Genomic DNA, 23490 nt, shown 5'->3' on the forward strand with positions numbered 1-23490 from the left:
CGCGACACGCGGCGCCTTGATCTGAGTCACTTGGAACGAGAGGCATTCTCCGCGCCGTCGTCGCGTTCGATGAGAATGCGCTCCGCCGCGCCGTCGAGATCCTCGTACTGACCGCTTCTCAACGCCCACAGGAAGCCGGACAGGCCGAGTGCGCCAAGGAAAAGCGCGACGGGTATGAGGTAGGTGAGAGTGGTCATGACGATCCGACCAGTTCGTTGGCGTTGGACAGTCTTTCGCGGCGAATATTCCTGGCCGGTGAAATTGGCTCCGACGAGCGCAGCCGCAGCGCATTGCCAATCACAATCAGCGACGAGGCGGACATGGCGATCGCCGCTATCAAAGGCGTGACGTGCCCGAGGACGGCGATCGGTACCGCGACCGCATTGTAGACGATCGCGATGACGATGTTCTGCCGGATCAAGCGTCCTGCCTGACGCGAGACGTCAAGCGCCAGTGGGACCGCCAGGAGGCTTTCGCGCAGAAAAACGAAGTCGGCTGCATTGCGGCCAATGTCGGCGGCAGTGGCTGGCGCGATCGAGACATGCGCAGCGCTCAGCGCCGGCGTGTCGTTGAGCCCGTCGCCAACCATCAGAACCTTGTGCCCGTCTTTCGCCAGGGTCTCGATGCGTTCGACCTTGCCGGACGGCAGCAGGCAGGGAACGAAGTCATCGACACCCAGAACGTCCGCAACCTCCGAGCAGGCTTTGGCGGTGTCGCCCGACAGCATTTCCACGCACAGACCAGCATTGTGCAGCTGGTCGATGGCTGTTCTGGCGCCGACGCGCACCGCATCCTCGAAAACAAAGGATGCGACAATCATCCCGTTTTCCGTCAGGACTGTTCCGCCGTAGCCATGTTTGCCTTCACCGCCAGTTCGAGCCTTCCAGCCCGCCCATCCGCGTCGACCCAGCCGCCAGATGCTTCCCGCGTCGGTGGCCTCGATTCCGAATCCCGGATGCTCGGTTACTTTATCGAATTTGTGCTGGCTGCTGCTAGCGGCAAGACCCGCAATAGCCTTTGAATATGGATGACGCGAGTGCGCCGCCAGGTTGGCCGCGACTGCCAGCATGGCGGGATCGATGGACGGCGCGTTAACGAGCCGGGGCTGGCCAAGCGTCAGCGTTCCGGTCTTGTCGAACACCGCAATGTCCACACTTGCCAGGCGTTCCATGGCCGAGCCATCCTTGACCATGATGCCGTTCTCGAACAGGCGCCTTGCGGCGATCACCTGCACGATCGGGACCGCGAGGCCAAGCGCGCACGGGCATGTGATGATGAGAACGGCGATGGCGACCGTCATCGCCCGATGCCAGTCGCCGGTCGCCGCCATCCAGCCCAGGAATGTCACAAACGCGGTGAGATGGACCACAGGGGCATAAAGCGCCGAAACACGGTCGGCGATACGGCGATAGTGCGCGCGGCCGCCCTCGGCGGCCTCCATCAACCGGACCATTTCCGCCAGGAACGAATCCTTTGCGGCGGCTGCCGCCTCGATCGTCAGCGGGCCTGTAAGATTGAGCACACCGGCCTGTACAGCTTCGCCCGGCGCCACGTTTTTCGGCGTGCTTTCGCCTGAGGCCAGCGAGCAATCGAGATCCGACGTTCCCTGGATGATCTTGCCGTCGACGGGGATCCTCTCACCGGCCGCGATCAACAACCGCATGCCTGGTTCGATCTCGCCGACCGGCAAATAGTCGCGCGCGCCATCGCCGCGCAGCACCATGGCGCCACGCGCGGCCAGCTGAGACAGGCCTTTCACGGCAGTCCGGGCACGCTCCCGCATCACATGATCCAGCGTGCGTCCGATCAAAAGGAAGAACAGCAGTGATACCGACGCGTCGAAATAGGCATGGTCGCCATGATTGATCGTCTCGTAGAGGCTCATGGCGTAGGCGAGCGAAACACCGACCGCGATGGGCACGTCCATATTCATGCGGCCATGACGCAAGGCATTCCAGGCCGAGCGGAAGAAGATGCCGCCGGCGAAGGCGAGGGCAGGAATGGCGATCAGCGCCGAGACCCAGTGAAACAGGTCGCGGGTAGCACCTTCGGCGCCGGACCAGACCGAGACCGAAAGCAGCATGATGTTGCCCGCGGCAAAGCCGGCAACAGCGACGGCGCGGATCAGTTCGGCAAGCGTCTTGTCCTTGTCGTCGACCTCGGGTGCGAACAGATGCGCTTCGTAGCCCAGCCTGCCAAGCGCGGCGACGAAGGGTGGCACCTCGTCTCCACGCCACCGGACCGCGACCCGCTTCGTCGACAGGTTGACGCGCGCGCTTTCGACGTGATCAAGCTTTCCAAGTGCCGCCTCGATCGTCTGGATGCAGGCGGCGCAATGAACCGCCGGCACTGAAAGGTCGGTCTGCCGAAGATTGTCGCCAAGCGATCGGCTCGCCAACCTGATCTCCTGGCTGGATGGCAGGACCGACGTGGCGCCCTTCAGATCCAGCGCCATTTCAGCGCCCGGTGCACAACAGCTCATTGCAGCGCTCCATGGGAGATCATGATCCGACGGACGTCGCGGTACGGCTTATTCAGACCGGCATCGGCGTCGATCTCGACGATCCAGACGCCGTCCTTCGGCATGTGCTGCGCGGCGAACTCCGGGCCGGAGGCGAGGGCGAGCGTGACGGACTCGTCCTCTTTCTCGTAGGCGGGATGACGAAACAGGACCTTGACGCCGTGCAGGGGAACTGGCTTGCCGGCAGCGTCGGAGAGGCTGTAGCGGACCTCGCCCCATGCGATGGTCAGCTTGCCGGTCCAACCGAGCGCTGCTTGGGCGCGGCCGGCCTCGGCCTCCTTGTTGAATTGCTGGCTGGCCACATATGTGTTCTCGACGACGAGGCCGGTCCAACTCGTATTGGCGAGCGTGGCCATTGTCAGGTTGACCGCGATGACCACCCCGAAAAAGGTGAGAATGATGGCCAGCATGTGCCTGCCGGTGAATTCGCGAGGCTTTTGGGCATTGGCGGTCATTTGGCGGCCTCTGGCGCATTGAATGTTGCGGTGTACTCGTTCGACTCGAAGCTCGCTCTGTCCTCGACACGGAACTTGAAGGTCTGTGCCGGGGCGTGGATCTGGTCCGCCGGCTGGCGAACGAAGACCTTCAACGTTTTCAGGCGGTCGGGCTCGACCGGGGTGGCGAAAGACCGGCCGGCCGGAATGTCGTCGCCGACGACGAGCATGTCGGCACCCTCCAGGCCCTGCATGGTGACGACGATTGTCCTTGGCTCGGGGATCATGTTGAGCAGTTTGACGGTATAGCCGTTGCGGATGGACCCGTCGGAGAGCGTGACGAACTGGGGGTTGCGGTCATGCAGCACGTTCAGTTCGAGCCGATCGCGCGTCAGCAGCGAATAGAGCAGGCCCAGCCCGATCAGCGACCACAGGCCCATGTAGACGTAGGTGCGCGGCCGGAAGATCTTGCGAATGTGAAAATGCGCCACCTGATCGGAGAAGGTGCCGACGGCAGTCCTGACCAGTGACGGATTGACTGAACTGGAGCCGCCCGCGGTCGCCAGCATCATGTTGGCGTTGTAGTCGGAGAGCGTCGCGTAGGAGATCAGCCCGCGCTCCTTGCCGAGCTTGTCCATGACGCCGTCGCAGGCGTCGATACACAGCGCGCAGGTAATGCATTCGAGCTGCTGGCCGTCGCGAATGTCGATCCCCATCGGGCAGACCGCGACACAGGCATTGCAGTCGACGCAGTCGCCGACGGACTGCCCCGATGCTTGCACCTTCTTCGCATGACGCGAGCGCGGTTCGCCGCGCCAGTCATTGTAGGTGACGGTGAGCGAATTCTCGTCGAGCATGGCCGCCTGGATGCGCGGCCATGGGCACATATAGGTGCAGACCTGCTCGCGCATCAGCCCGCCGAACGTGTAGGTGGTCGCCGTCAACACGGCGATGGTGATGTAGGCGACAGGCGCGGCGGTACCGGTGAAAAGTTCGCCAACCAGCATCGGTGCGTCGGCGAAATAGAAGATCCAGGCGCCGCCTGTCGCCGCACCGATGACCAGCCAGATCGCGTGCTTCGATGCGCGCAGCATCAGCTTTCGCGCGGTCCAGGGTCCTGCATCGAGCTTCATGCGGGCGTTGCGGTCGCCCTCCATCGCGCGTTCCACGACGAGGAACAGATCGACCCAAACCGTCTGAGGGCATGTATAGCCGCACCAGGCACGGCCGACAGTCGAGGTGATCAGGAAAAGACCGACTCCGGCCATGACCAGAAGGCCAGCCACGTAAAAGAATTCCTGCGGCCATATCTCGATGAAGAAGAAGTAGAAGCGCCGGTTGGCGACGTCGAGCAGTACGGCCTGGTCGGGGGCAAACGGACCACGATCCCAGCGCAGCCACGGCGTCAGATAGTAGATGCCAAGCGTGATCGCCATCACCAGCCATTTGAAGCGGCGAAAGCTGCCCGAGGCGCGCTTTGGAAAGATCTTCTTGCGCGCGGCATAAAGGGGCTGACGAGTCTTGGCGGAATTGACCGCCTCGGCTTCCAGCCGTTCTACCTGCGTATTGTCCAGCAACGACTTTCTCCGCTCTACACGCAGACGGTGATTTGACTGCGTCAGGCAACAATGCCGCCGGGTAGACCTGCCCGCGTTGATGCAGGTCAATCTGCGCGCCCCGGAAAAGAGTCGAGGCCCGGCAGGGCCGGCCTCGTCGCCTTGAAGGTGAAGGTTGAGAATAGGTCCCCGCTTCCTATTCTCCACCGCCAAGCGAATGGATGTAGACCGCCAGTTCCTTGACCTTGGTTTCACCGAGACGCGCTCCCCAGGCTGGCATGACGCCCTGCTTGGGTGCGCGAACCTGGTCGGCGATGGCGGTCTCGCCGGAACCGTAGAGCCAGATCGCGTCGGTCAGGTCGGGTCCGCCGAGTTCCTTGTTGCCTTTCGCGTTGTCGCCATGACAGGCGATGCAGTTTTCAGCGAAGACCTTGGCGCCGGGCTGGACCAGGCTGGCATCGCGGACCTTGCCGGACAGGCTGGCGACGTAGGCGCTGACCTGTGCGATCTGCTCGGCGGTGATGATGTCGCCAAAGGCTGGCATCTCCGACAAGCGCGTTTCTGCATCAGTCGCAAAGCGGATGCCATGCGTGATCGTCTGCTGGATCTGCTCGGCCGTGCCGCCCCACAGCCAATCATCGTCGTTGAGGTTGGGGAAGCCCTTGGAGCCTTGGGCGCCGGAACCGTGGCACTGCGTGCAGTTGACCTTGAATGCGGCGCCACCAGCAGCGACCGCGAATTCGCGCAAGGCATCGTCGGCGGCGATCTCAGAGACGGTTTTCGACTCCACCGCCGCGACATATTTGCCCTTCGACACCTCGGCCGCCGCCAGCTCGTTCTTGACATCCTCGCGGCTCGAATAGCCGAGCACACCGGTTGTCGCGGAGTGCAGCAGCGGCCATGCCGGATAGGCGATCGTGTAGCCGATCGCCCATACGATGGTGACGTAGAAGGTTATGACCCACCAGCGCGGAAGCGGGTTGTTCAGCTCCCGGATGCCGTCCCACTCATGGCCAGTGGTTGAGACGCCGGAGATTTCGTCGATGTGCTCGTCGCTCATGATCACTCGTCCTCAAGGGGAATCCGGGCAGCTTCGTCAGCCAGCTTGCGGCTACCGGGGCGCAGGGCAAAGACAATTGCTCCGACAAAGAAAAGCGCCATGGCGACCAAACCCCAGCTGTCAGCAAACTCCCGCATCAAATTGTAATCCATGGATAACCTCCTCAGCGGTAGCCGGCGGCTTCGTCGTAGTTCTTGAAATCCACCAGCGTGCCCAGCATCTGCAAATAGGCGACGAGGGCATCCATTTCGGTGACCTGTTGCGGATCGCCGTCGAAGTCACCGATCTTGGCTTTGGGATAGCGTTTCTCGAGGCCGGAGGTATCGGCATTCGGGTCGGCCTGCGCCTTCAGATCGGCGTTGGCGTTGGCAATCATGTCATCCGAATAGGGGACACCGACGCGCGCATTCGCAACCAGATGTGTCGAGAAGTCCTTCACCTCGATCGGTGCGTCCTTCAGGAAGGCATAGCTCGGCATGACCGATTCCGGCACGACCGAGCGTGGGTCGGCAAGGTGCGCGACATGCCAGGCATTCGAATAGCGGTCACCGACGCGGGCGAGATCCGGCCCGGTGCGTTTGGATCCCCACTGGAAGGGGTGGTCGTACATCGACTCCGCAGCCAGACTGTAGTGGCCGTAACGCTCGACCTCGTCGCGGAACGGCCTGATCATCTGGCTGTGGCAGAGGTAGCAGCCTTCGCGCACATAGATGTTGCGCCCGACAAGTTCGAGCGGCGAGTAGGGGCGCATCCCTTCCACCTTCTCGATCGTGTTGTCGAGGTAGAAGAGCGGTGCGATCTCGACGATGCCGCCGACGGTCACCACAAGAAGGGAGCCAACGAGAAGAAGTGTGGCGTTCTTCTCGATGATTGCGTGTCTATCCATCAAGCCCATGGTCTGGCTCCTTATTCGGCAGGCTGAAGGGCGGGAATGGAGCCCGGCATTGCTTGCTCCTCGCGCTGGTGGCCGAGGATGGTCATGGTGATGTTCCAGGCCATGATCAGGGCGCCCGAGAGGTAGATGGCTCCGCCCATGGCGCGCATGACGTAGTAGGGGTGCATGGCAGCGACCGTTTCGGCGAAGGAGTAGACCAGGAAGCCCTGCTCGTCGTATTCGCGCCACATCAGGCCCTGCATGATGCCGGACACCCACATGACCGCCGCGTAGACGACGATACCCAGTGTCGCCAGCCAGAAGTGCCAGGTGACGAGGCGCAGCGAGTAGAGCCGGTCGCGGTTCCACAGCTTCGGCACCATGTAATAGATCGCGCCGAACGAGATCATGCCGACCCAGCCGAGCGCGCCGGAGTGAACGTGACCGATGGTCCAGTCCGTATAGTGCGACAGCGAGTTGACCGCCTTGATCGACATCATCGGGCCTTCGAAGGTCGACATGCCGTAAAAGGCGATGGCCATCACCATCATACGGATGATGGGATCGGTGCGAAGCTTGTCCCAGGCGCCGGACAGCGTCATCAGGCCGTTGATCATGCCACCCCATGACGGCATCCACAGCATGATCGAGAAAACCATGCCGAGCGTCTGCGCCCAGTCGGGCAGGGCGGTGTAGTGCAGGTGATGCGGCCCGGCCCAGATGTATAGAAAGATGATCGCCCAGAAGTGAATGATCGACAGCCGATAAGAGTAGACCGGCCGGTTCGCTTGCTTGGGCACGAAATAGTACATCATGCCGAGGAAGCCGGCGGTGAGGAAGAAGCCGACGGCGTTGTGGCCGTACCACCATTGCGTCAGGGCGTCCTGGACACCGGAAAAGGCCGAGTAGCTCTTGGAGCCGAGGAACGAGGCGGGCATCGACAGGTTGTTGATCACGTGCAGCATCGCGATGGTCACGATGAAGGACAGGTAGAACCAGTTGGCGACATAGATGTGCGGTTCCTTGCGCTTCAGGATCGTGCCAAGGAACAGGACGAGATAGGCGACCCAGACGATGGTCAGCCAGATATCGACATACCATTCGGGTTCGGCGTATTCGCGGCTTTCGGTGATGCCGAGCAGGTAGCCGGTCGCGGCCATGACGATGAAGAGCTGGTAGCCCCAGAAGACGAACCAGGCGAGATCGCCACCGAAGAGGCGGGCGCGGCAGGTCCGCTGCACGACATACAATGATGTGCACAAGAGCGCGTTGCCGCCGAAGGCGAAGACGACCCCCGAGGTATGCAGCGGCCGCAAGCGGCCGAAATTGAACCAGGGCTGGATGTTGAGATCGGGGTAGGCAAGCTGCAGCGCGATGACGACGCCGACCAGCATGCCGACGACACCCCAAAACATCGTGGCGATGGCGCCGTAGCGGATCGGACCATCCATGTAAGCCGACGGATCGATTGGAGCAGCAGCTTCGAAGCTCGTGTTGCGGATGAGGATGCCGACAAAGCCTAGCAACACAAAGAACAGCACCCACATATGATGCCGGAACGGCACGTCCACGCCGAAGCCGGCAGCCACCAGAGCCGCGAATGTGAAAAGGCTTAATGCGAAGATTTGTGTGCCGAACTTCATGACATATCCCCGACCTCGGATTTTGATGCGCGGACATCAATCCGCATCGACACCAATTCAGCAGTCGCTTCGTCGCCGCCTTGATCCATGTCAAAGTCATTTGCTTTTGGATTGGGCAGCCTTGATTTCACAAGGATCGGGAGATTGCCGTTGAACAGGGAGAAGGAGCTGGGATCGTCGCTGTCCGAAACAAGCCGCGAAAGTTCGATAATTGCGATTCGATCTGGGAGAGAGGTACTTCCGGCCGCGGTGATGAAACGTGCGCACCTCGAAAAGCTGCAGCTGTGTGATGCTCTCGAAAGGATAGCAGACACGTTGCCGAAGGTTGACCGTTTGAAATGCCTAAGCACGGCAAACGCGATCGTCCCGTTGTTGCGAAACATTCATCGATACGAAGAGACGATGATCTTCCCGGCCTACGAGGCTGCTTTGAACAGCCGCGACGCCAACCTCGATTCCACCCGGCGATTGCGCGCCGAACATGTCGAGGACGAATGCTTTGCCGGCGAGGTGACTGAAATTCTGCTGGCGATCGGCCATGGCAAGACCATCGACAATGCCGAAGCGGTTGGTTTCATGCTGCGCGGCTTCTTCGAAAGCGTGCGCCGCCACATCGCCTTTGAGCGCGAGCATGTCCTGCCGATGATTGGGATCGTCGGTTGATTCTAGGCGCCGGAGCGGCGCTGTAGCCGGTGCAGGCTATCGACAACAACATGCCGATTGTTCTCGATACGGATCACGTTGTCCGATCGCAGCCGGGTCAGCTGACGGCTGACAGTCTCGATCGTCAGACCGAGGAAATCGGCGATGTCGGCGCGGGTCAGTGGTAGCTCGAAACTTGTCGACTGGGCGGCGGGGTCGAGCGCGGGATCGATGTTCCTGGCGATCATGAGTAGGAAGCTCGCCACCTTTTCCGAAGCACTCTTGCGGCCCAGCGTCACCATCCAGTCGCGGGCATCATCGAGTTCGTTCAGCGTCTGCTTGAAGAGACGATGCTCCAGTCCCGGCGATTCCTTCATCATCCGTTCGATGGCCGCCTTTGGGAACGAGCACAGGGAGACTGCGGTAGCGGCTTCGGCGTTGATCGCGCTTTCTACCTTGAAAGGCCGTCCCAGAAAATCGGGAGCAAATTGAAGCCCGACAATCTGCTGGCGTCCGTCCGAGAGGCTTTTCGTGAGCTTGACCACGCCGGAAAGCACATTCGAGTAACTCCCGACCGTCTCGGCTTCGCCAATCAATTCCGCGCCCGGTTCAACCGTATGTTTCGATGAGGTCTTGGCGAGACCCACCAGTTGTTCAGGGTCGAGCGCGCCGCAAACGCCATGGTGGCGCGCTTCGCATGATTGGCAAAGCACGGGAATGCCGGCGCTGTGTACATCCTGACGCACTGTCATCGTGGTCTTCCGCGGACGCAAAGTCCTGTCACGATATAGCATCGAGCCAAGAAAAAGGCGCTTGCGGCAGTTTGTCCGCAGCCGACGGGCTTTGACCGAAATCAAGGCGGCTATTGCCTCTCGTGAGCAGTGTCGTGCGAAACAGCCCGGAGCAGATTAGGACATGCGCCCAGATTTAGTTGCCCGACTTGGCGAGAACGTGCCGCGTTACACGAGCTATCCGACGGCGCCGCATTTTCATCCGGGTGTCGATGCTGCCGTTTGTCGCGGCTGGTTGCAAACGCTTGGCGAGGATGACGAGATCTCGCTCTATTTGCATATCCCTTACTGCGACAAGCTCTGCTGGTTCTGCGCCTGCCATACGAAGCAGACACGCCACTACGAGCCGGTGACTCAATATCTGCGCTCGCTGCATGACGAGATCGCGACCGTGGCCGGTCTTGTCGCAGGCAAGGGTCACGTGCGTGCCGTTCATTTCGGTGGTGGTTCGCCAACCATGCTCAAACCTCAGGATATCGTCGCACTGGCGGAAGTCTTGCGCGATAGATTCACATTTCTTCCCGACGCCAGGATCAGCGTTGAAATCGAACCCAACGACATGGACGAAGCCCGGCTCGACGCACTCGCCGAAATCGGCATGACAAGGGCGAGCCTCGGCGTCCAGGATTTCGATCCCAAGGTCCAGAAGGCCATCAATCGCGAGCAGACCTTCTTGCAAACGAAAGCTGTCGTTGACGGCGTTCGTTCGCGCGGCGTTGAATCGGTCAACTTGGACCTGCTGTACGGCTTGCCGCACCAGACCCGGGAGAGCGTTTCCTCTACGGTCGCGCAAGCGTTGAGCCTGGAGCCGGATCGGATCGCGCTTTTTGGCTATGCGCATGTGCCGTGGTTCAAGAAACATCAGACAATGATCGACGAGGCCTGGTTGCCGGGCCCGGAAGAGCGGTTTGCCCAATCGCAACTGGCAGCGCGCGCTATCCTCAACCAGGGATACGAAGCAATCGGACTCGACCATTTCGCCAAACCTCACGATGCGTTGGCGCATGCCGCACGTTCGGGAACTTTGCATCGGAACTTTCAGGGCTACACCGAAGATCGCTGCGAGACTTTGATCGGCCTTGGCCCTTCGTCCGTCAGCCAGTACCGGCAAGGCTATGCACAGAACATGCCGTCGACAGCTGAATATGGCCGCATGGTCGGCAACGGCGAGTTGGCGACCGTCAGAGGCATCGCGCTCTCCGTTGATGATCGCGTTCGCGGCTGGATCATCGAACGGCTGATGTGCGACTTCGCCTTTTCCGCGATCGACCTGGTTGAGCGCTTCGGCGAAGCCGGCGAAAAGCTTCTCAGCAAGGCAAGCTCGACTGCCCTTCTTGATCCTGCACGCATGCTTGAATTGGACGGTGACCACTTCGTCGTGCCGGTGGAAAGCCGCCCCTTTGTCAGAAGCGTCGCGGCGAAATTCGACAAATATTTCGAAACCGGCAAGGCGAGACATTCCGTAGCGGTCTGAGCATCGGGTTTCGTTTCAGAAATGCTCGCACAAGTCGGCAACTCGGATGGGAAGCCTACAGCCCGATCTGAACGGTGCAAATCGTCGACCGCGTCAGGAATCGCTTCTCACGTCCATTGTCGAGCGAGAACATGCCGCCACGACCAGGCACAACGTCGATAATGAGATCGGTGTGCTTCCAGGCTTCGAATTGCGAGGCCCGATGTAGAAGGGGGCGTCACCGATGTGGCCAAGAAGCACATCCTGGTCACCGATGATGAAGCCGGCCACCGGATAGCACATTGGCGAAGAGCCATCACAGCAGCCGCCGGACTGATGGAACAGCACCGGGCCATGATCGGTGACAATCTCCGCGATCAGTTCAAGGGCCGCCGGCGTCGCCGTAACTTTTGCATGCATGGTCTTATCCGGTTTCCAGTCATGCGCGCGGCCCCGTGGAGCCGCGCGCATGGGCGCGGTGATCAGAAGAAGCCGAGCTTCTTCGGGCTGTAGCTGACCAGCATGTTCTTGGTCTGCTGGTAGTGGTCGAGCATCATCTTGTGGGTCTCCCGGCCAATGCCGGACTGCTTGTAGCCGCCGAAGGCCGCATGCGCGGGGTAGGCATGGTAGCAATTGGTCCAGACGCGGCCAGCCTGGATTGCCCGGCCGAAGCGGTAGGCGCGGTTGGCATCGCGTGTCCAGACGCCGGCGCCGAGACCGTAGAGCGTATCGTTGGCGATGCTGAGGGCTTCGTCGTCGTCCTTGAAGGTCGTGACCGATACCACCGGCCCAAATATTTCCTCCTGGAAGATGCGCATCTTGTTGTGACCCTTGAACACCGTGGGCTGGACGTAGTAGCCGCCTGCCAGATCGCCGGGCAGAAGATTGCGCGCCCCACCGGTCAGCAGCTCGGCGCCTTCCTGGCGGCCGATGTCGATGTAGGACAGGATCTTTTCCATCTGCTCGGACGAGGCCTGAGCACCGATCATCGTCGCCGGATCGAGCGGATCGCCCTGCACGATCGCCTCGACGCGCTTGAGGGCGCGTTCCATGAACCTGTCGTAGATCGATTCATGGATGAGCGCGCGGCTCGGGCACGTGCAGACCTCGCCCTGGTTCAGCGCGAACATGACGAAGCCTTCGATCGCCTTGTCGAAGAAATCGTCGTCTTCGGCGACGACATCCTTGAAGAAGATGTTGGGTGACTTGCCACCGAGCTCGAGCGTCACGGGGATCAGATTCTGGCTGGCATACTGCATGATCAGCCTGCCTGTCGTGGTCTCGCCGGTAAAGGCGATCTTGGCAATGCGCGGCGACGACGCGAGCGGCTTGCCGGCCTCGAGGCCGAAGCCGTTGACGATGTTGAGCACGCCCGGCGGCAGCAGATCGCCGATCAGATCGGCCCACAGCAAGATGGCAGCCGGGGTCTGCTCGGCAGGCTTCAGCACGACGCAGTTGCCGGCCGCCAGCGCTGGTGCAAGTTTCCAGCATGCCATCAGCAACGGGAAGTTCCAGGGGATGATCTGGCCGACCACGCCGAGTGGCTCATGGAAATGATAGGCGACGGTGTCGTCGTCGATCTGGGAGAGGCTGCCTTCCTGGCCGCGCACCGCTCCTGCGAAATAGCGGAAATGGTCGATGGCCAGAGGCAGGTCGGCCGCTGTCGTTTCCCGGACCGGCTTGCCGTTGTCCCAGGTTTCGGCACAGGCGAGGAGATCGAGGTTCTCCTCCATGCGGTCGGCGATGCGGTTGAGGATGAGCGCGCGCTCAGCCACGCTGGTGCGTCCCCAGGCATCCTTGGCCGCGTGCGCGGCGTCCAGAGCCGCCTCGATGTCGTGGGCATCCGAACGCGCGACTTCGCACAGGAGTTGACCGTTGACCGGTGAGTAGTTCTCGAAGTAGCGGCCGGACCGCGGCTCGGCCCATTTGCCGCCGATAAAATTGCCGTAGCGCTTGTCGAAGGGCGCCTTGACCGAGCGTGAAAATTCAACCTTGTTCATAAGTCTTCCTCCCAAAGCTGACGTCGCGGGATGCGACGCTTCGGAAGAGACTTGCGATTTCCGCCCGCAGTTGTCACGGCACCGGTCACCGCGGTCGGATATGATGTGTCGCAGAATTGCGACAGTCATGATCGCTTGGGTGTTCAGTGAGACCGGTGGACATCCAGGCGGTTGAGTTTGCGGTGAAGCGTCGCGCGGCTGATGCCAAGCGCTTGAGCCGCGGCGGACACGTTTCCGTCAGCGCGCGCGAGGGCACGCTGCAGCGCTCCGCGCTCTGCCTCGGCGAGGACTTTGGAGTCACTCTCAGCCCAGCCGAGCAGATCGGCGGCGGGCATCGGTTTGTCGAGACACTGCTGCGTAAGGCCAAGCGCCAGGCGGGCCGCACGGGTCGCGCCGACCACGAGATCGTCCGCGTCGACGGCAATCAGCACGCCGGAACCTTTGTCGATCACCGGCGCGAGCAGAATGCGCGCCTTTGGAAATGCCATCTTGAAGTTTTCACTTTCGATCCGACGGGCCGCGTCGACGACAGCCATCGAGATGAGATTGGCGAAGGCCTCCGTCAGATCTGCCCGGCAGGACGATACGTCAAGCGCTGCCACTAGATTCCCTTCATGATCATGGATCGGAGCAGTGGTACAACTGAGCAACGTGTTGCGCGTATGGAAATGCTGGTCGCGGTGAATTGTCAGCGCGCGCCGCTCGACCAGACAGGTACCGATACCGTTGGTTCCCTGGCTCTCCTCATTCCAAACGGAGCCAGTCCACAAGCCCCAGGAGTGAAACGTCTCGTCATCGACGACCGCGCCGCGCCGTTCGACCGGCACGCCGTTACGATCGGCGAGCAGGACACAGCATCCGACGCCGCCAACAGCAAGATAGAGACGGTCGAGACTCGATTGGGCAGCTTGGATGAGAGGTTCGATGCGTTGCCGGGCGTGCCCCAGTTCGGCCTCTGTCAGATAGGGTGGGGGACTGCAGTCCGCTGGATCGAGCCGATGCAAATTGGACGACCGTCGCCAGGAGGCTACCAGCGCGGACTTCGCTGCAGCGTCCGAGGCAATCGCCACCTGGATGCGGTCAGCATGATGACCGTATTGATCGTCGCGCATTACTTATCCTCCCGCAACCTGATGTCTTTCCTCCGTCCTGGCCGACCGGTTTGCGGTCCGATCAGCACGTAGTCAATTCGTCGAAAGAAGCAGAAAGGCAGATCGCTTCCTGTTGCCTAAGCTCCCAACGACAAAGCCTACCAACAGAATGCCACGCAATCATTGATCAGGAGCAAGTCTGAGCATCGTTGGTCAGAAATGCTCGCCGGCCTTCAACGGCCCGATACGGGTGCCGGCCGCGATCAGATAAGCCGTGGACCAGCCGATGAGCAGGAACCCGTTTACGCCTTCAAGCGCGGCCAGGACCCGCCACTGATGGGCGGGTACGATGTCGCCGTAGCCAACCGTCGAGAAGGTAATGGTGGAAAAGTACAACGCCGTTTCGAAATCAGCGAAGATATCGAGCAACCTGTAGAGCCCGGCCCAAAGCCAGACCTCTACGGTCATAACCGCAAAGAGCCCCATCACCACGCTGATCATCGCGACGATGCGGCTGCGGCGCCCGTGCATGCGAAACCGGGCGACCAGGTGCCCCATCGCGTGTGTGACGGCTATCAGACCAAATGTGTGGACGAGAACGGTCAAACTTATGACGACAGTGCCGATGAGCAGATTTAGGACCATGCGCGGAAGGTAGAAATCGCAGCGGCAAACTTCCTTGCGAAAAATAAAAAGCTGGCGGCGGCCCGCGAATTTCAAGAATAGCCAGCAGATTGGGTGCTATTGCTCAGCCAGATCGATCTCTACCTTGCGTCCTTTCTTCTTTCTTCGCGAGGACGCCAAGGTCGAGATCGGCTCCGAGGAGCGGAGATCGGTACCGCGCGGCAAGGATGCCGCCTTTCTTCGACGGCTATAGCGGATTTCATTATCTACCCCCGCAGTCTAATCGCTGTGGCCCCTTTCGGTGTCAGGTCGTCATGGCTCGAGAAGATGACGATGCGTTGCCGCATCCGCTGCAGCAGCGCATCGAGGATGCGCTTGCCCTGCTCGGCCGCAAGATGCTCGGTCGGTTCGTCCAGGAGGATGACGGGCCTGTCGGAAAGCCAAACGCGGGCGAGGTTCAGTCTCTGCGCCTCGCCGAGCGACAGCACATCCTGCGTGATCCAGCCATCCAAGCCGCCAGCTGACCTGATCCGACCCTGAAGTTCCACTGCGTCCAGCGCACGCCACAATTCATCTTCGCTGGCGTGTGGCGCAAATAGGTTCTCGCGTACCGTATCGGCGAGAACCGTCGCGTCGTGGGTGCAGAAGCAACTCATGGCGCGCCGCGCGTCCTCACTCAGTTCGATGCCATCGCCCAGGACGCATTCGTCACGAGCGTCTAGCCAGCCAGCCACTTGCTTCAACAGGGAAGTCTTGCCGCAGCCACTGGCACCATGCAGGACAGTTGGCCTGCCGGCCCTGAGAGTCGCGCTGATTGGCCTGCCGATCAGCCGGCCATCCGGTGCGTGGCGCGGCAATCGGTCCAACGTCAACGACGAAATCCGTTCCGCGACATGCTTGTGCGTTACGCCGTCCGGCGTGTTCCATTGAGCCAGAGCCGACCGGGCTGCTTTCTCGCGTGCGAAGGCGACAACAATCTTCGATGCGCCCAATACAGATTCAGCAGCGGCCAGCCAGGCGAAGGCCAGTAGGGCAGTCGGCAGCAGGGCCTCACCACGCAGGCCCGACAACCAGGCGGACACCAGAATGCTCAGCATGGCGCATGGCGCCAAGCAGTTGGCCAGCGTATCGTACAGCGCCTGCCCGTGGCGTAGCACCAACGCGCGCGTCTGGGCATTGGCATAGCCATCGAACGGCGCTTCAAGTGTGAGACCCCAGCGGCGTTCGCCCTGCAACGGCACCACGGCTTGTATAGCGGTGCCAAGCAGGCGGGAGGCCTCTTGCCTGCTTTCGCGCGCGGCCGCCAGATCTGCCGTGGCTCGCTTTGCGAGGCAACGCGCCCCGACCATGTTTGCCGTGATGAGCAGCAGGATCGGCACGAATGCCAATGGCGTCATCCACAGGGTTGCCGCGACAAGCAAGACAATGGCGACGCCAAGCGTCGCCGACGGCAGGCTGACGCGCAGGCGCGCATAGTCAACGTCCTCGACGTCGTCGAGATAGTCGGCAAGGCGGTCCTGATTGCCAAGCTGCCAGCCGGCCCTGCGCACGGACGGTGCTGACGCCATTGCGGTGAAAAGCGTCGAGCGGCGCAGAACCTGATCAGTGAGCGCCGCCCGATGGCCGACAACGCGCTCGCCGTACTTGGCTGCCGTCCGGGTCAAGGCGAAGAGGCGTATGAATGCGGCCGGCACATGGAAGTTGAACGTCAACGCCGCAGGCGTCAGGCCCACCAGGGCGACCGTGCCAAGAAACCATATGGACACGCCGGTCAGCAGGATTCCGCCCGCCAGGGCGGCAAACGCCAAAACCAGGGCGAGGCGCCACGGAGCTTTGGTTTGGGCGAGCTCTTCCGGCGAGCCGGTCTTGGTTTCGGGGACAATCGGAGAAGCGCTGTCAATCATGCGGCACGCTCCCGTGCTTGCCTGTTGCCCACCCCGAGGTCGATCGTTTTGCCGGCAAGCAACGCTAGACTCCTGTCATGCGTGGCCACCAGTACGAGCCGGCTGCGCGCCGCCTGCACAAGCGCGTTGCGCACCATCGCGGCATTGGCGGGGTCAAGCTTGGCGGTCGGCTCGTCGGCGAAGATAGCGCGGCCCGAAATCAGGGCGCGCGCCAGGCCGATACGCAGCCGTTGCCCACCAGATAGGTTTTCACCGCCGGCCTTGATCGACGCGTCAAGCCCGCCGGGCAGAAGCACTTCGTCGAGAAGGCCGACATTGCCTGCCGCCAGAAGCAGGCGGGTCCGGCAACACGGTCCGGTTCCCCAGCCGATGGCGTCGCCGAGCGTGCCTTGCGGAACATAGATGTCGGTGGAGCACCATGCGATCTCCGGCCGTTCATCAGCGTCCTGTTGGATGGATGGCGCGGAGCCGATCCTGGCAAGATGGCGCAGCAGGGTGGACTTGCCCGATCCGCTCGGTCCGGTGATGGCCACCAGCCCGGTCCGCGACAGGGGTGGTGCGGCAGAGACCAGATTGCGGGTCAAGATGGCGGCTTCGAAAGCCTGGGATTGCGGGCGAGCAGCCAGAACGAGCGTGTCGAGCGCTGCGGCGGCGGCGAGGCCTTCAGCCTTGGCGTGATATTGCTCGGCGTAGCGACGGAACGGAGCGAAATACTCCGGCGCAATCATCAGGATGAACAGGCTTTGCCAAAGCTGAAGGTTGGCAAAGCCAGGTACACTCATGAGCTTGAGATGTCCGAGGCCAAGAAATACGGCAAGGATGGCTATCGACAGCGAAGAAAAGAAATCGATGATGCCGGCGTTGAGGAAGGCAATCCTGAGCACGCTCATCGTGCCCGAGGCATAGATGTTTAGTCGCGCCGTGAGCTTGCGCGTTTCGCGCGTTAGCGCATGGTTTCCAAGGATTGTCGGCAAGGTGCGGATGCGATCGGCGAACTGGGCGGCGAGGCGACCGAAGGCCTTCTCCTGCGCTTCGGCGCCGCTGCGGATCGCACCGCCGATGAGGACGAAGAAGACAATCATCACGGGGGTTAGCACGATGAGCGCCAGTGCCGCCTCCCACGAGATGGCCATGATCGCGGCTGCGGCAAGCAGGGGCCCCAGCCCCAGCATGATCGACGCCAGGCGATGCCCGACCGCCAGGCCTGCCACGGCCCGCGGATAGCGTTGAAGTCCTGCGATCAATGTTCCGAGCGGCATCACCTGGATGTCGCCGGGAGAAGCCGCGGCGAGGGCGCCGCGCGCCGCCTCAAGCAGGCCGTTGGCGACTTTCGTTTCGGTATTGGCGACAGCGCGGTCGGCCACCAGGCCGATGACCGAGCCGAGGATCAGGCTGGCCAAGGCCGCGCCGAGCAGCTGCCAGTTGGCTCGGCCCGAGATCATCTCGCCAACAAACATGGCCGCCAGACCGATGAAGGCAAGCCGCAGCACAGTGCGCGCTGCTTGCAATGCAAGGGAGGAACGCAAGCCCGGAGCGGCAAGGCCGTGCGCGACGCAAAGCGTTCGGCCGCGGGTGGGCGCCCCAGAATTGGTTTCCACCGGCGGACTTGCCACCGCTGGGCGTTTGTCGCGACGATGCAGAACGGCTTTAAGCATGACAGTTCAATCTCATGCCAGGGCCACGAATGAATTGATTCACGTCAAAGGCTCGGCGCCAGAACAGAGTTATCGAGATGATGTTTAACGGAGTTTTCGCATGACCAGCCCATTGCTCGTGGAACTGTCGCGGTTGCAATTCGCGCTGACGGCCATGTACCACTTCCTATTCGTCCCGCTGACGCTGGGCCTGTCGATCATGCTTGCGATGATGGAGACGGTCTACGTCATGACCGGCCGCACGATCTGGCGCGACATGGTCAAGTTCTGGGGTGTGCTGTTTGGCATCAATTTCGCGCTTGGCGTCGCCACCGGCCTCACCATGGAATTCCAGTTCGGCATGAACTGGGCCTACTACTCCCACTATGTTGGCGATGTGTTCGGTGCGCCCTTGGCGATCGAGGGCCTGATGGCGTTCTTCCTGGAGGCGACCTTCGTCGGCCTGTTCTTCTTCGGCTGGGAAAAGCTCTCGGCGCGCGGGCACCTTATCGTCACCTGGCTTGTCGCGCTGGGCACCAATTTTTCGGCGCTGTGGATTCTGATCGCCAATGGCTGGATGCAAAACCCCGTCGGCTCGGCCTTCAATCCGGACACGATGCGCATGGAAGTGACCGACTTCGTGGCCGTCATCTTCAACCCGGTCGCACAGGCCAAGTTCGTTCATACGGTTTCGGCGGGCTATGTCTGCGGCGCTGTCTTCGTGCTCGGTGTGTCGGCCTTCTATATGCTGCGCGGGCGACACATCGATCTTGCCAAACGCTCCTTCGTCATTGCCTCGGCCTTCGGCATCGCCTCGTCACTGTCGGTCATCGTGCTCGGCGACGAGAGCGGCTACGCGATCACCGACAACCAGAAAATGAAGCTCGCCGCCATGGAGGCGATGTGGGAGACCGAGCCGGCGCCTGCCTCCTTCACCGCGTTCGGCATCCCCAGCATGGCCGATCGCACGACCCATTTCGCCGTACATATTCCTTGGGTCATGGGCCTTATCGGTACGCGCTCGATCGACAAGGAAATTCCTGGCATCTTCGAACTCGTCCAGAAGGCCGAGGGGCGCATTCGCGACGGGCTGACCGCATACGATGCGCTTGAAAAGCTCAAGGTCAACCATTCCGACACGGTGGCACGCGCAACGTTCGACGCGACAAGCAAGGATCTCGGCTACGCCCTGTTGCTGAAGCGCTACATCGAGGATCCGCGCCTGGCCAATGACGACCAGGTCAAGCAAGCGGCGTGGTCGACCGTGCCAGAAGTGCCGGCGATCTTCTTCACTTTCCGGCTGATGGTGCTGTGCGCCTTCCTGCTGCTTGCGGTCTTTGCGCTCTCGCTCTGGCACACGATGCGCGAGACGCCGGCGCCGCGCTGGCTGTTGCGCATGGCGCTGATCGCGATGCCGCTGCCATGGATTGCCGCCGAGGTTGGCTGGTTTGTCGCCGAATTCGGCCGGCAGCCATGGATCATCGAGGGTACGCTGCCGACTTTCCTGGCGACTTCCGAGCTTGGCATCCCCGACCTCCTGATCACCATCCTGGGCTTCACCCTCGTCTATGGCGTGCTGGCCGTGATCGAGGTGCGGCTGATGCTGCAGGCGATAGCAAAGGGTCCGGTCATCGACGGGGATGTCGCGCCTCCCGTCGGCGAAGGCACACGGATCCATCTCGCGGCCGCGCAATAAGCCCCCCGACCTGCAAGGAACAACGACGATGCTCGATTTTCTCTTCAACTACGAAATGCTGCGGATCACATGGTGGGTACTGCTGGGCGTTCTTTTGATCGGCTTCGCGGTCACCGACGGCTTTGACATGGGTGTCGGGGCATTGCTGCCCTTCGTGGCAAAAACCGATATCGAGCGTCGTGTTGCCATCAACACCATCGGGCCGGTCTGGGAAGGCAATCAGGTCTGGTTCGTGCTCGGCGGCGGCGCCATCTTCGCTGCGTGGCCGGCGCTCTACGCGTTGAGCTTCTCCGGTTTCTACCTCGCCATGTTCCTGGTGCTGTTCGCGATGATCCTGCGGCCGGTTGCCTTCAAATACCGCTCCAAACGGGAAGACGCCCGCTGGCGTTCGAACTGGGATTGGGCGCTGTTCATCGGCGGCGCCGTGCCGGCGCTCATCTTCGGCGTGGCGGTGGGCAATGTGCTGAGGGGGGTGCCGTTCCACTTCAACACTGATCTGCGGCCGTTCTACGAGGGCACCCTGTTTGGCCTGCTCAACCCGGTGGCGCTCTATTGCGGCCTGGTTTCGCTTTCCATGCTTGTCATGCACGGCGGGGCGTGGCTGGCCTTCAAGGCGGAAGGGCCGGTGGCTGACCGCGCCCGTATCATCGGCGGCAAGGCCGCGCTGGCCGCTGCTGTTTTATTCGCCGGCGGCGGCGTGCTTGTCTGGCTCGGGCTGCTCGGCGGCTATGAGGTCACGAGCGCCATCGTCTGGGATGGCCCGTCCAATCCGCTTGGCAAGACCGTGATTACAAATTCAAGCGGCTGGCTGCGCAACTTCTACGCCACGCCGGCTCTGTGCCTAGTGCCCGCACTGGGCATCGTGGCGCCGCTGATCGCCGCCGCGGGCTTCCGCGCGCGTCGCGAAGGCCTCACCTTCCTCGCGTCGAAACTTGGCATTTTCTGCATCATCGCGACTGTTGGGCTGGCGATGTTCCCGATCCTTCTGCCGTCAAGCACCAATCCGGGCCATTCGCTTGCCGTGTTCGACGCATCCTCAAGCCGGGCGACGCTGCGCAATATGCTGATCGCAACTGTTATCTTCCTGCCGCTGATCCTTGCCTACACGGCCTGGGTCTACAGCGTGCTTTGGGGGAAGGTCAGCGAAGCCTCAGTGCGCGAGGCAGGTACGTCGGCTTACTGACGACACAGACTGGAGTTTGCAACGATGTGGTACTTCGCCTGGATTCTCGGCCTCGGACTGGCCACCACGGTCGGCATCCTGAATGCCCTCTGGTACGAGCTGCGCGCGGTTCGCGCGCAACCTTCCGAACAGATTGAGCACTTGAAAGCACCGTGAGACGCCGCAGCCATACCTGTTGCGACAACGTCGCTGTCAGCTTGCCGACGGGAAACCTTGCGCACGCCAGGCGCTGATGCCGCCGCCCATATGCGTGTCGTGCGCCTGTCCTGCAGCCATGGCGATGGTGATCGCTTGCGATGACCGGCCGCCAGCGTGGCAATAAAACACGACGGGTTTGCCGGATGGAATGCGGTCCAACTCGTCACGAAGGCTGCCCAATGGAATATGGATGGCGCCCGCTATATGCCCGGACGCCCACTCGCCGTCCTCCCTGACGTCCACAAGCGTGACGGTGTCACCCATCTGCCGCACCTGCGTCGGGGTCAGCATCCTGGCTGCCGACCGGGTTCCAAATCCAAACATTGTAATTCTCCTGTCTCCTGCAGATACGTCATGCTGTGCCAGCTTTGAGGCCTTCGGCGAGGGTGTCGCCATCGCTTATCGTCAGGAACAGAAAGCCGAGTGAAGCGCTTCGACAACCGTCAGTACTTCTGGCCGGGTGATGCGGTAGTAGACGGTCGTGCCATCGCGGCGCGATTCAACCAGGCCGTCAGCGCGCAAGCGCATGAGCTGCTGCGACATCGGCACCTGGTCGATGCCAAGCAATTCGCGCAGCTCCGCCACCGATCGCTCATCCTTCCCCAACGCGCAAAGGACCAGCAGCCGTTGCGGATGGGACAGGCTCCTGAGCAGGTCCGCTGCCTTTCCCGAAGCCGGGATCATCTCTTTTACATTCATACTCTTGAATTTATAATATTTGAATGTTAAATGCAAGCCCATCAGTCTGGCTTGCGAACGGTACGACCTTGCAAGCGTTCCGCCCGGTTTGGGAATTGAGCCAGATCAACACAAGCCTGCTGCATCGCTGTCAATTTGTTGGAACGAGAAACATCGGGAGGAACCCCATGTCACACATCGTCGTCCTTGGAGCCGGTCTTGGCGGAACCATCATGGCCTATGAAATGCGCGCGAAGCTGCGCGGCGAGGACTGCCTCACCGTCGTCAATCTTGGCACATCCTATTCCTTCGTGCCTTCCAATCCCTGGATAGCGGTCGGCTGGCGCAAGCGCGCCGACATCACAGTCGATCTCGCAGCATCCTTCAAGCGGCGAAACATCGCGCTCAAACCCGAGGGCGCCAAGAAAGTGTATCCCAAGGAAAACCGGATCGAGCTCAACGACGGGACGTTTGTCGACTACGACTACCTGATCATCGCGACGGGTCCCGACCTCGCTTTCGATGAGGTGCCCGGCCTCGGCCCTGCTGGTTATACGCAGTCGATCTGCCATATCGACCATGCGAGCGCCACCAAGGCGAAGGTCGATGAACTCGTCCGCAATCCGGGCCCTGTTATCGTCGGCGCCGTCCAGGGGGCGTCCTGCTACGGCCCCGCTTACGAATTCGCCTTTATCCTCGACACAGCACTACGCAGAGCCAAGGTGCGCGACCGGGTACCAATGACCTTCGTGACGCCGGAGCCTTATATCGGTCATCTTGGCCTGGATGGCGTTGGCGATACCAAGGGTCTGCTTGAGAGTGCCATGCGCGATCGCCACATCAAGTGGATCACAAACGCCAAGGTGTCATCAGTCGACGCTGGAACCATGCATGTGGAGGAAGTGAACGAGGACGGTTCGGTGAAGGCCAAGCACGACCTGCCATTCGCGTTCTCGATGATGCTTCCGGCCTTCCGCGGCGTACCGGCGGTGAAGGACATAGAGGGCTTGGTCAATCCGCGCGGCTTCGTCACCATCGACAAGCATCAGCGCAACCAGACCTATCCGAATGTCTTTTCGATCGGTGTCTGCGTCGCCATTCCTCCAGTCGGCAAGACGCCGCTGCCGGTTGGCGTTCCAAAGACCGGCTTCATGATCGAATCCATGGTCACGGCGACGGCGGAAAACATTGGCGCACTGTTGCGCGGCGAGGAGCCGCGGGCTGTCGCGACCTGGAACGCGGTCTGCCTGGCCGACTTCGGCGACGAAGGCATCGCCTTCGTGGCGCAGCCGCAGATCCCGCCACGCAACGTCAACTGGTCATCGCAGGGTAAGTGGGTGCACGCGGCCAAGGTCGGGTTCGAGAAATACTTCCTGCACAAGGTCCGACAAGGCAAGAGCGAGACCTTCTACGAGGGATTGGCACTCGACTTGCTCGGCATCAAGAAGCTCAAGGCCATTCAGATTGAGCCGGCCGAATAGGCACGGCACAGATTTCAGAGGAGACAA

At 61.5% G+C, this 23490-nt stretch carries 22 protein-coding genes and 1 pseudogene; 6 read left to right on the top strand and 17 right to left on the bottom strand.

Annotated features, from left to right (window positions below; translation table 11 throughout):
• Positions 1 to 26 precede the first annotated feature (26 nt).
• From ccoS to ccoN, 8 genes are all read right to left on the bottom strand, one after another.
• On the bottom strand, positions 27 to 197 hold the full coding sequence (gene ccoS, locus FJ428_RS15705) for a cbb3-type cytochrome oxidase assembly protein CcoS (RefSeq protein WP_140879697.1): 171 nt from the start codon (positions 195 to 197) through the stop codon (positions 27 to 29).
• A complete protein-coding gene (locus FJ428_RS15710; protein ID WP_140879698.1) occupies positions 194 to 2482 on the bottom strand; it encodes a cation-translocating P-type ATPase in 2289 nt (762 codons plus the stop codon). Before FJ428_RS15710 ends, ccoS begins: the two co-directional genes overlap by 4 nt.
• On the bottom strand, positions 2479 to 2976 hold the full coding sequence (locus tag FJ428_RS15715) for a FixH family protein (RefSeq protein ID WP_140879699.1): 498 nt from the start codon (positions 2974 to 2976) through the stop codon (positions 2479 to 2481). The genes FJ428_RS15710 and FJ428_RS15715 overlap by 4 nt, the downstream gene beginning before the upstream one ends.
• Positions 2973 to 4532 (bottom strand): cytochrome c oxidase accessory protein CcoG, encoded by a 1560-nt coding sequence (ccoG, locus tag FJ428_RS15720; RefSeq protein WP_140879700.1) that lies wholly within the window; start codon positions 4530 to 4532, stop codon positions 2973 to 2975. The genes FJ428_RS15715 and ccoG overlap by 4 nt, the downstream gene beginning before the upstream one ends.
• A gap of 175 nt (positions 4533 to 4707) precedes the next feature.
• Complete coding sequence (gene ccoP, locus FJ428_RS15725) at positions 4708 to 5571, bottom strand: cytochrome-c oxidase, cbb3-type subunit III (protein WP_140879701.1); 864 nt, start codon at positions 5569 to 5571, stop codon at positions 4708 to 4710.
• 2 nt (positions 5572 to 5573) lie between these two features.
• Positions 5574 to 5723: a cbb3-type cytochrome c oxidase subunit 3 gene (locus tag FJ428_RS15730; protein ID WP_140522798.1), complete on the bottom strand. Its 150-nt coding sequence runs from the start codon at positions 5721 to 5723 to the stop codon at positions 5574 to 5576.
• Positions 5724 to 5734: 11 nt separating this feature from the next.
• The gene (gene ccoO / locus FJ428_RS15735; RefSeq protein WP_140879702.1) at positions 5735 to 6466 is read right to left on the bottom strand and encodes a cytochrome-c oxidase, cbb3-type subunit II; all 732 of its coding nucleotides are present in this window, start codon (positions 6464 to 6466) and stop codon (positions 5735 to 5737) included.
• An 11-nt stretch (positions 6467 to 6477) separates the two neighbouring features.
• Complete coding sequence (ccoN, locus tag FJ428_RS15740; RefSeq protein ID WP_140879703.1) at positions 6478 to 8088, bottom strand: cytochrome-c oxidase, cbb3-type subunit I; 1611 nt, start codon at positions 8086 to 8088, stop codon at positions 6478 to 6480.
• Between the two features lie 252 nt (positions 8089 to 8340).
• Between ccoN and FJ428_RS15745 the strand changes: the two genes are divergently transcribed.
• Positions 8341 to 8751, top strand: a complete 411-nt coding sequence (locus tag FJ428_RS15745; RefSeq protein ID WP_140562004.1) for a hemerythrin domain-containing protein — start codon at positions 8341 to 8343, stop codon at positions 8749 to 8751.
• 2 nt (positions 8752 to 8753) lie between these two features.
• Here FJ428_RS15745 and FJ428_RS15750 read toward each other — a convergent pair whose 3' ends face one another.
• Entirely contained in the window at positions 8754 to 9482 is a 729-nt protein-coding gene (locus FJ428_RS15750; protein ID WP_140879704.1) for a Crp/Fnr family transcriptional regulator, read from the bottom strand.
• 163 nt (positions 9483 to 9645) lie between these two features.
• Between FJ428_RS15750 and hemN the strand changes: the two genes are divergently transcribed.
• Positions 9646 to 10995 carry an oxygen-independent coproporphyrinogen III oxidase gene (hemN, locus tag FJ428_RS15755; protein WP_140879705.1) on the top strand — a complete coding sequence of 450 codons (1350 nt, stop codon included), beginning with the start codon at positions 9646 to 9648 and terminating at the stop codon, positions 10993 to 10995.
• Positions 10996 to 11050: 55 nt separating this feature from the next.
• Here hemN and FJ428_RS15760 read toward each other — a convergent pair.
• From FJ428_RS15760 to FJ428_RS15790, 6 genes and pseudogenes are all read right to left on the bottom strand, one after another.
• Positions 11051 to 11394, bottom strand: a pseudogene (locus FJ428_RS15760) (DUF779 domain-containing protein).
• A gap of 62 nt (positions 11395 to 11456) precedes the next feature.
• Positions 11457 to 12974 carry an aldehyde dehydrogenase gene (gene adh / locus FJ428_RS15765; protein WP_140879706.1) on the bottom strand — a complete coding sequence of 506 codons (1518 nt, stop codon included), beginning with the start codon at positions 12972 to 12974 and terminating at the stop codon, positions 11457 to 11459.
• 143 nt (positions 12975 to 13117) lie between these two features.
• Positions 13118 to 14086: a GAF domain-containing protein gene (locus FJ428_RS15770; protein WP_140561979.1), complete on the bottom strand. Its 969-nt coding sequence runs from the start codon at positions 14084 to 14086 to the stop codon at positions 13118 to 13120.
• 192 nt (positions 14087 to 14278) lie between these two features.
• Positions 14279 to 14785 (bottom strand): potassium channel family protein, encoded by a 507-nt coding sequence (locus FJ428_RS15775; protein WP_246675777.1) that lies wholly within the window; start codon positions 14783 to 14785, stop codon positions 14279 to 14281.
• 170 nt (positions 14786 to 14955) lie between these two features.
• Positions 14956 to 16593: an ATP-binding cassette domain-containing protein gene (locus tag FJ428_RS15785; RefSeq protein ID WP_210242248.1), complete on the bottom strand. Its 1638-nt coding sequence runs from the start codon at positions 16591 to 16593 to the stop codon at positions 14956 to 14958.
• Positions 16590 to 18083 carry an ATP-binding cassette domain-containing protein gene (locus FJ428_RS15790; RefSeq protein WP_181167308.1) on the bottom strand — a complete coding sequence of 498 codons (1494 nt, stop codon included), beginning with the start codon at positions 18081 to 18083 and terminating at the stop codon, positions 16590 to 16592. Before FJ428_RS15790 ends, FJ428_RS15785 begins: the two co-directional genes overlap by 4 nt.
• A 265-nt stretch (positions 18084 to 18348) precedes the next feature.
• On the opposite strand from FJ428_RS15790, the gene FJ428_RS15795 reads away from it, so the two are divergent.
• Genes FJ428_RS15795 through cydX form a run of 3 tightly spaced genes read left to right on the top strand, consistent with a single transcriptional unit; the run spans position 18349 to position 21262 of the window.
• Positions 18349 to 19923 carry a cytochrome ubiquinol oxidase subunit I gene (locus FJ428_RS15795; RefSeq protein ID WP_140879707.1) on the top strand — a complete coding sequence of 525 codons (1575 nt, stop codon included), beginning with the start codon at positions 18349 to 18351 and terminating at the stop codon, positions 19921 to 19923.
• Positions 19924 to 19951: 28 nt separating this feature from the next.
• Positions 19952 to 21106, top strand: coding sequence for a cytochrome d ubiquinol oxidase subunit II (gene cydB / locus FJ428_RS15800; protein WP_140561986.1), 1155 nt, complete (start codon positions 19952 to 19954; stop codon positions 21104 to 21106).
• Positions 21107 to 21130: 24 nt separating this feature from the next.
• Positions 21131 to 21262: a cytochrome bd-I oxidase subunit CydX gene (cydX, locus tag FJ428_RS15805; RefSeq protein WP_112618274.1), complete on the top strand. Its 132-nt coding sequence runs from the start codon at positions 21131 to 21133 to the stop codon at positions 21260 to 21262.
• A 36-nt stretch (positions 21263 to 21298) separates the two neighbouring features.
• On the opposite strand, the gene FJ428_RS15810 is transcribed toward cydX, so the two are convergent.
• Both FJ428_RS15810 and FJ428_RS15815 read right to left on the bottom strand, forming a co-directional pair.
• The gene (locus tag FJ428_RS15810) at positions 21299 to 21628 is read right to left on the bottom strand and encodes a rhodanese-like domain-containing protein (RefSeq protein ID WP_181167309.1); all 330 of its coding nucleotides are present in this window, start codon (positions 21626 to 21628) and stop codon (positions 21299 to 21301) included.
• Positions 21629 to 21709: 81 nt separating this feature from the next.
• Positions 21710 to 22045, bottom strand: coding sequence for a metalloregulator ArsR/SmtB family transcription factor (locus FJ428_RS15815; protein WP_224518964.1), 336 nt, complete (start codon positions 22043 to 22045; stop codon positions 21710 to 21712).
• A 125-nt stretch (positions 22046 to 22170) separates the two neighbouring features.
• Between FJ428_RS15815 and FJ428_RS15820 the strand changes: the two genes are divergently transcribed.
• Positions 22171 to 23463, top strand: coding sequence for an FAD/NAD(P)-binding oxidoreductase (locus FJ428_RS15820; protein WP_140561989.1), 1293 nt, complete (start codon positions 22171 to 22173; stop codon positions 23461 to 23463).
• Positions 23464 to 23490: the final 27 nt, after the last annotated feature.

The organism is Mesorhizobium sp. B2-8-1 (assembly GCF_006440955.1).
Lineage (GTDB): Bacteria > Pseudomonadota > Alphaproteobacteria > Rhizobiales > Rhizobiaceae > Mesorhizobium.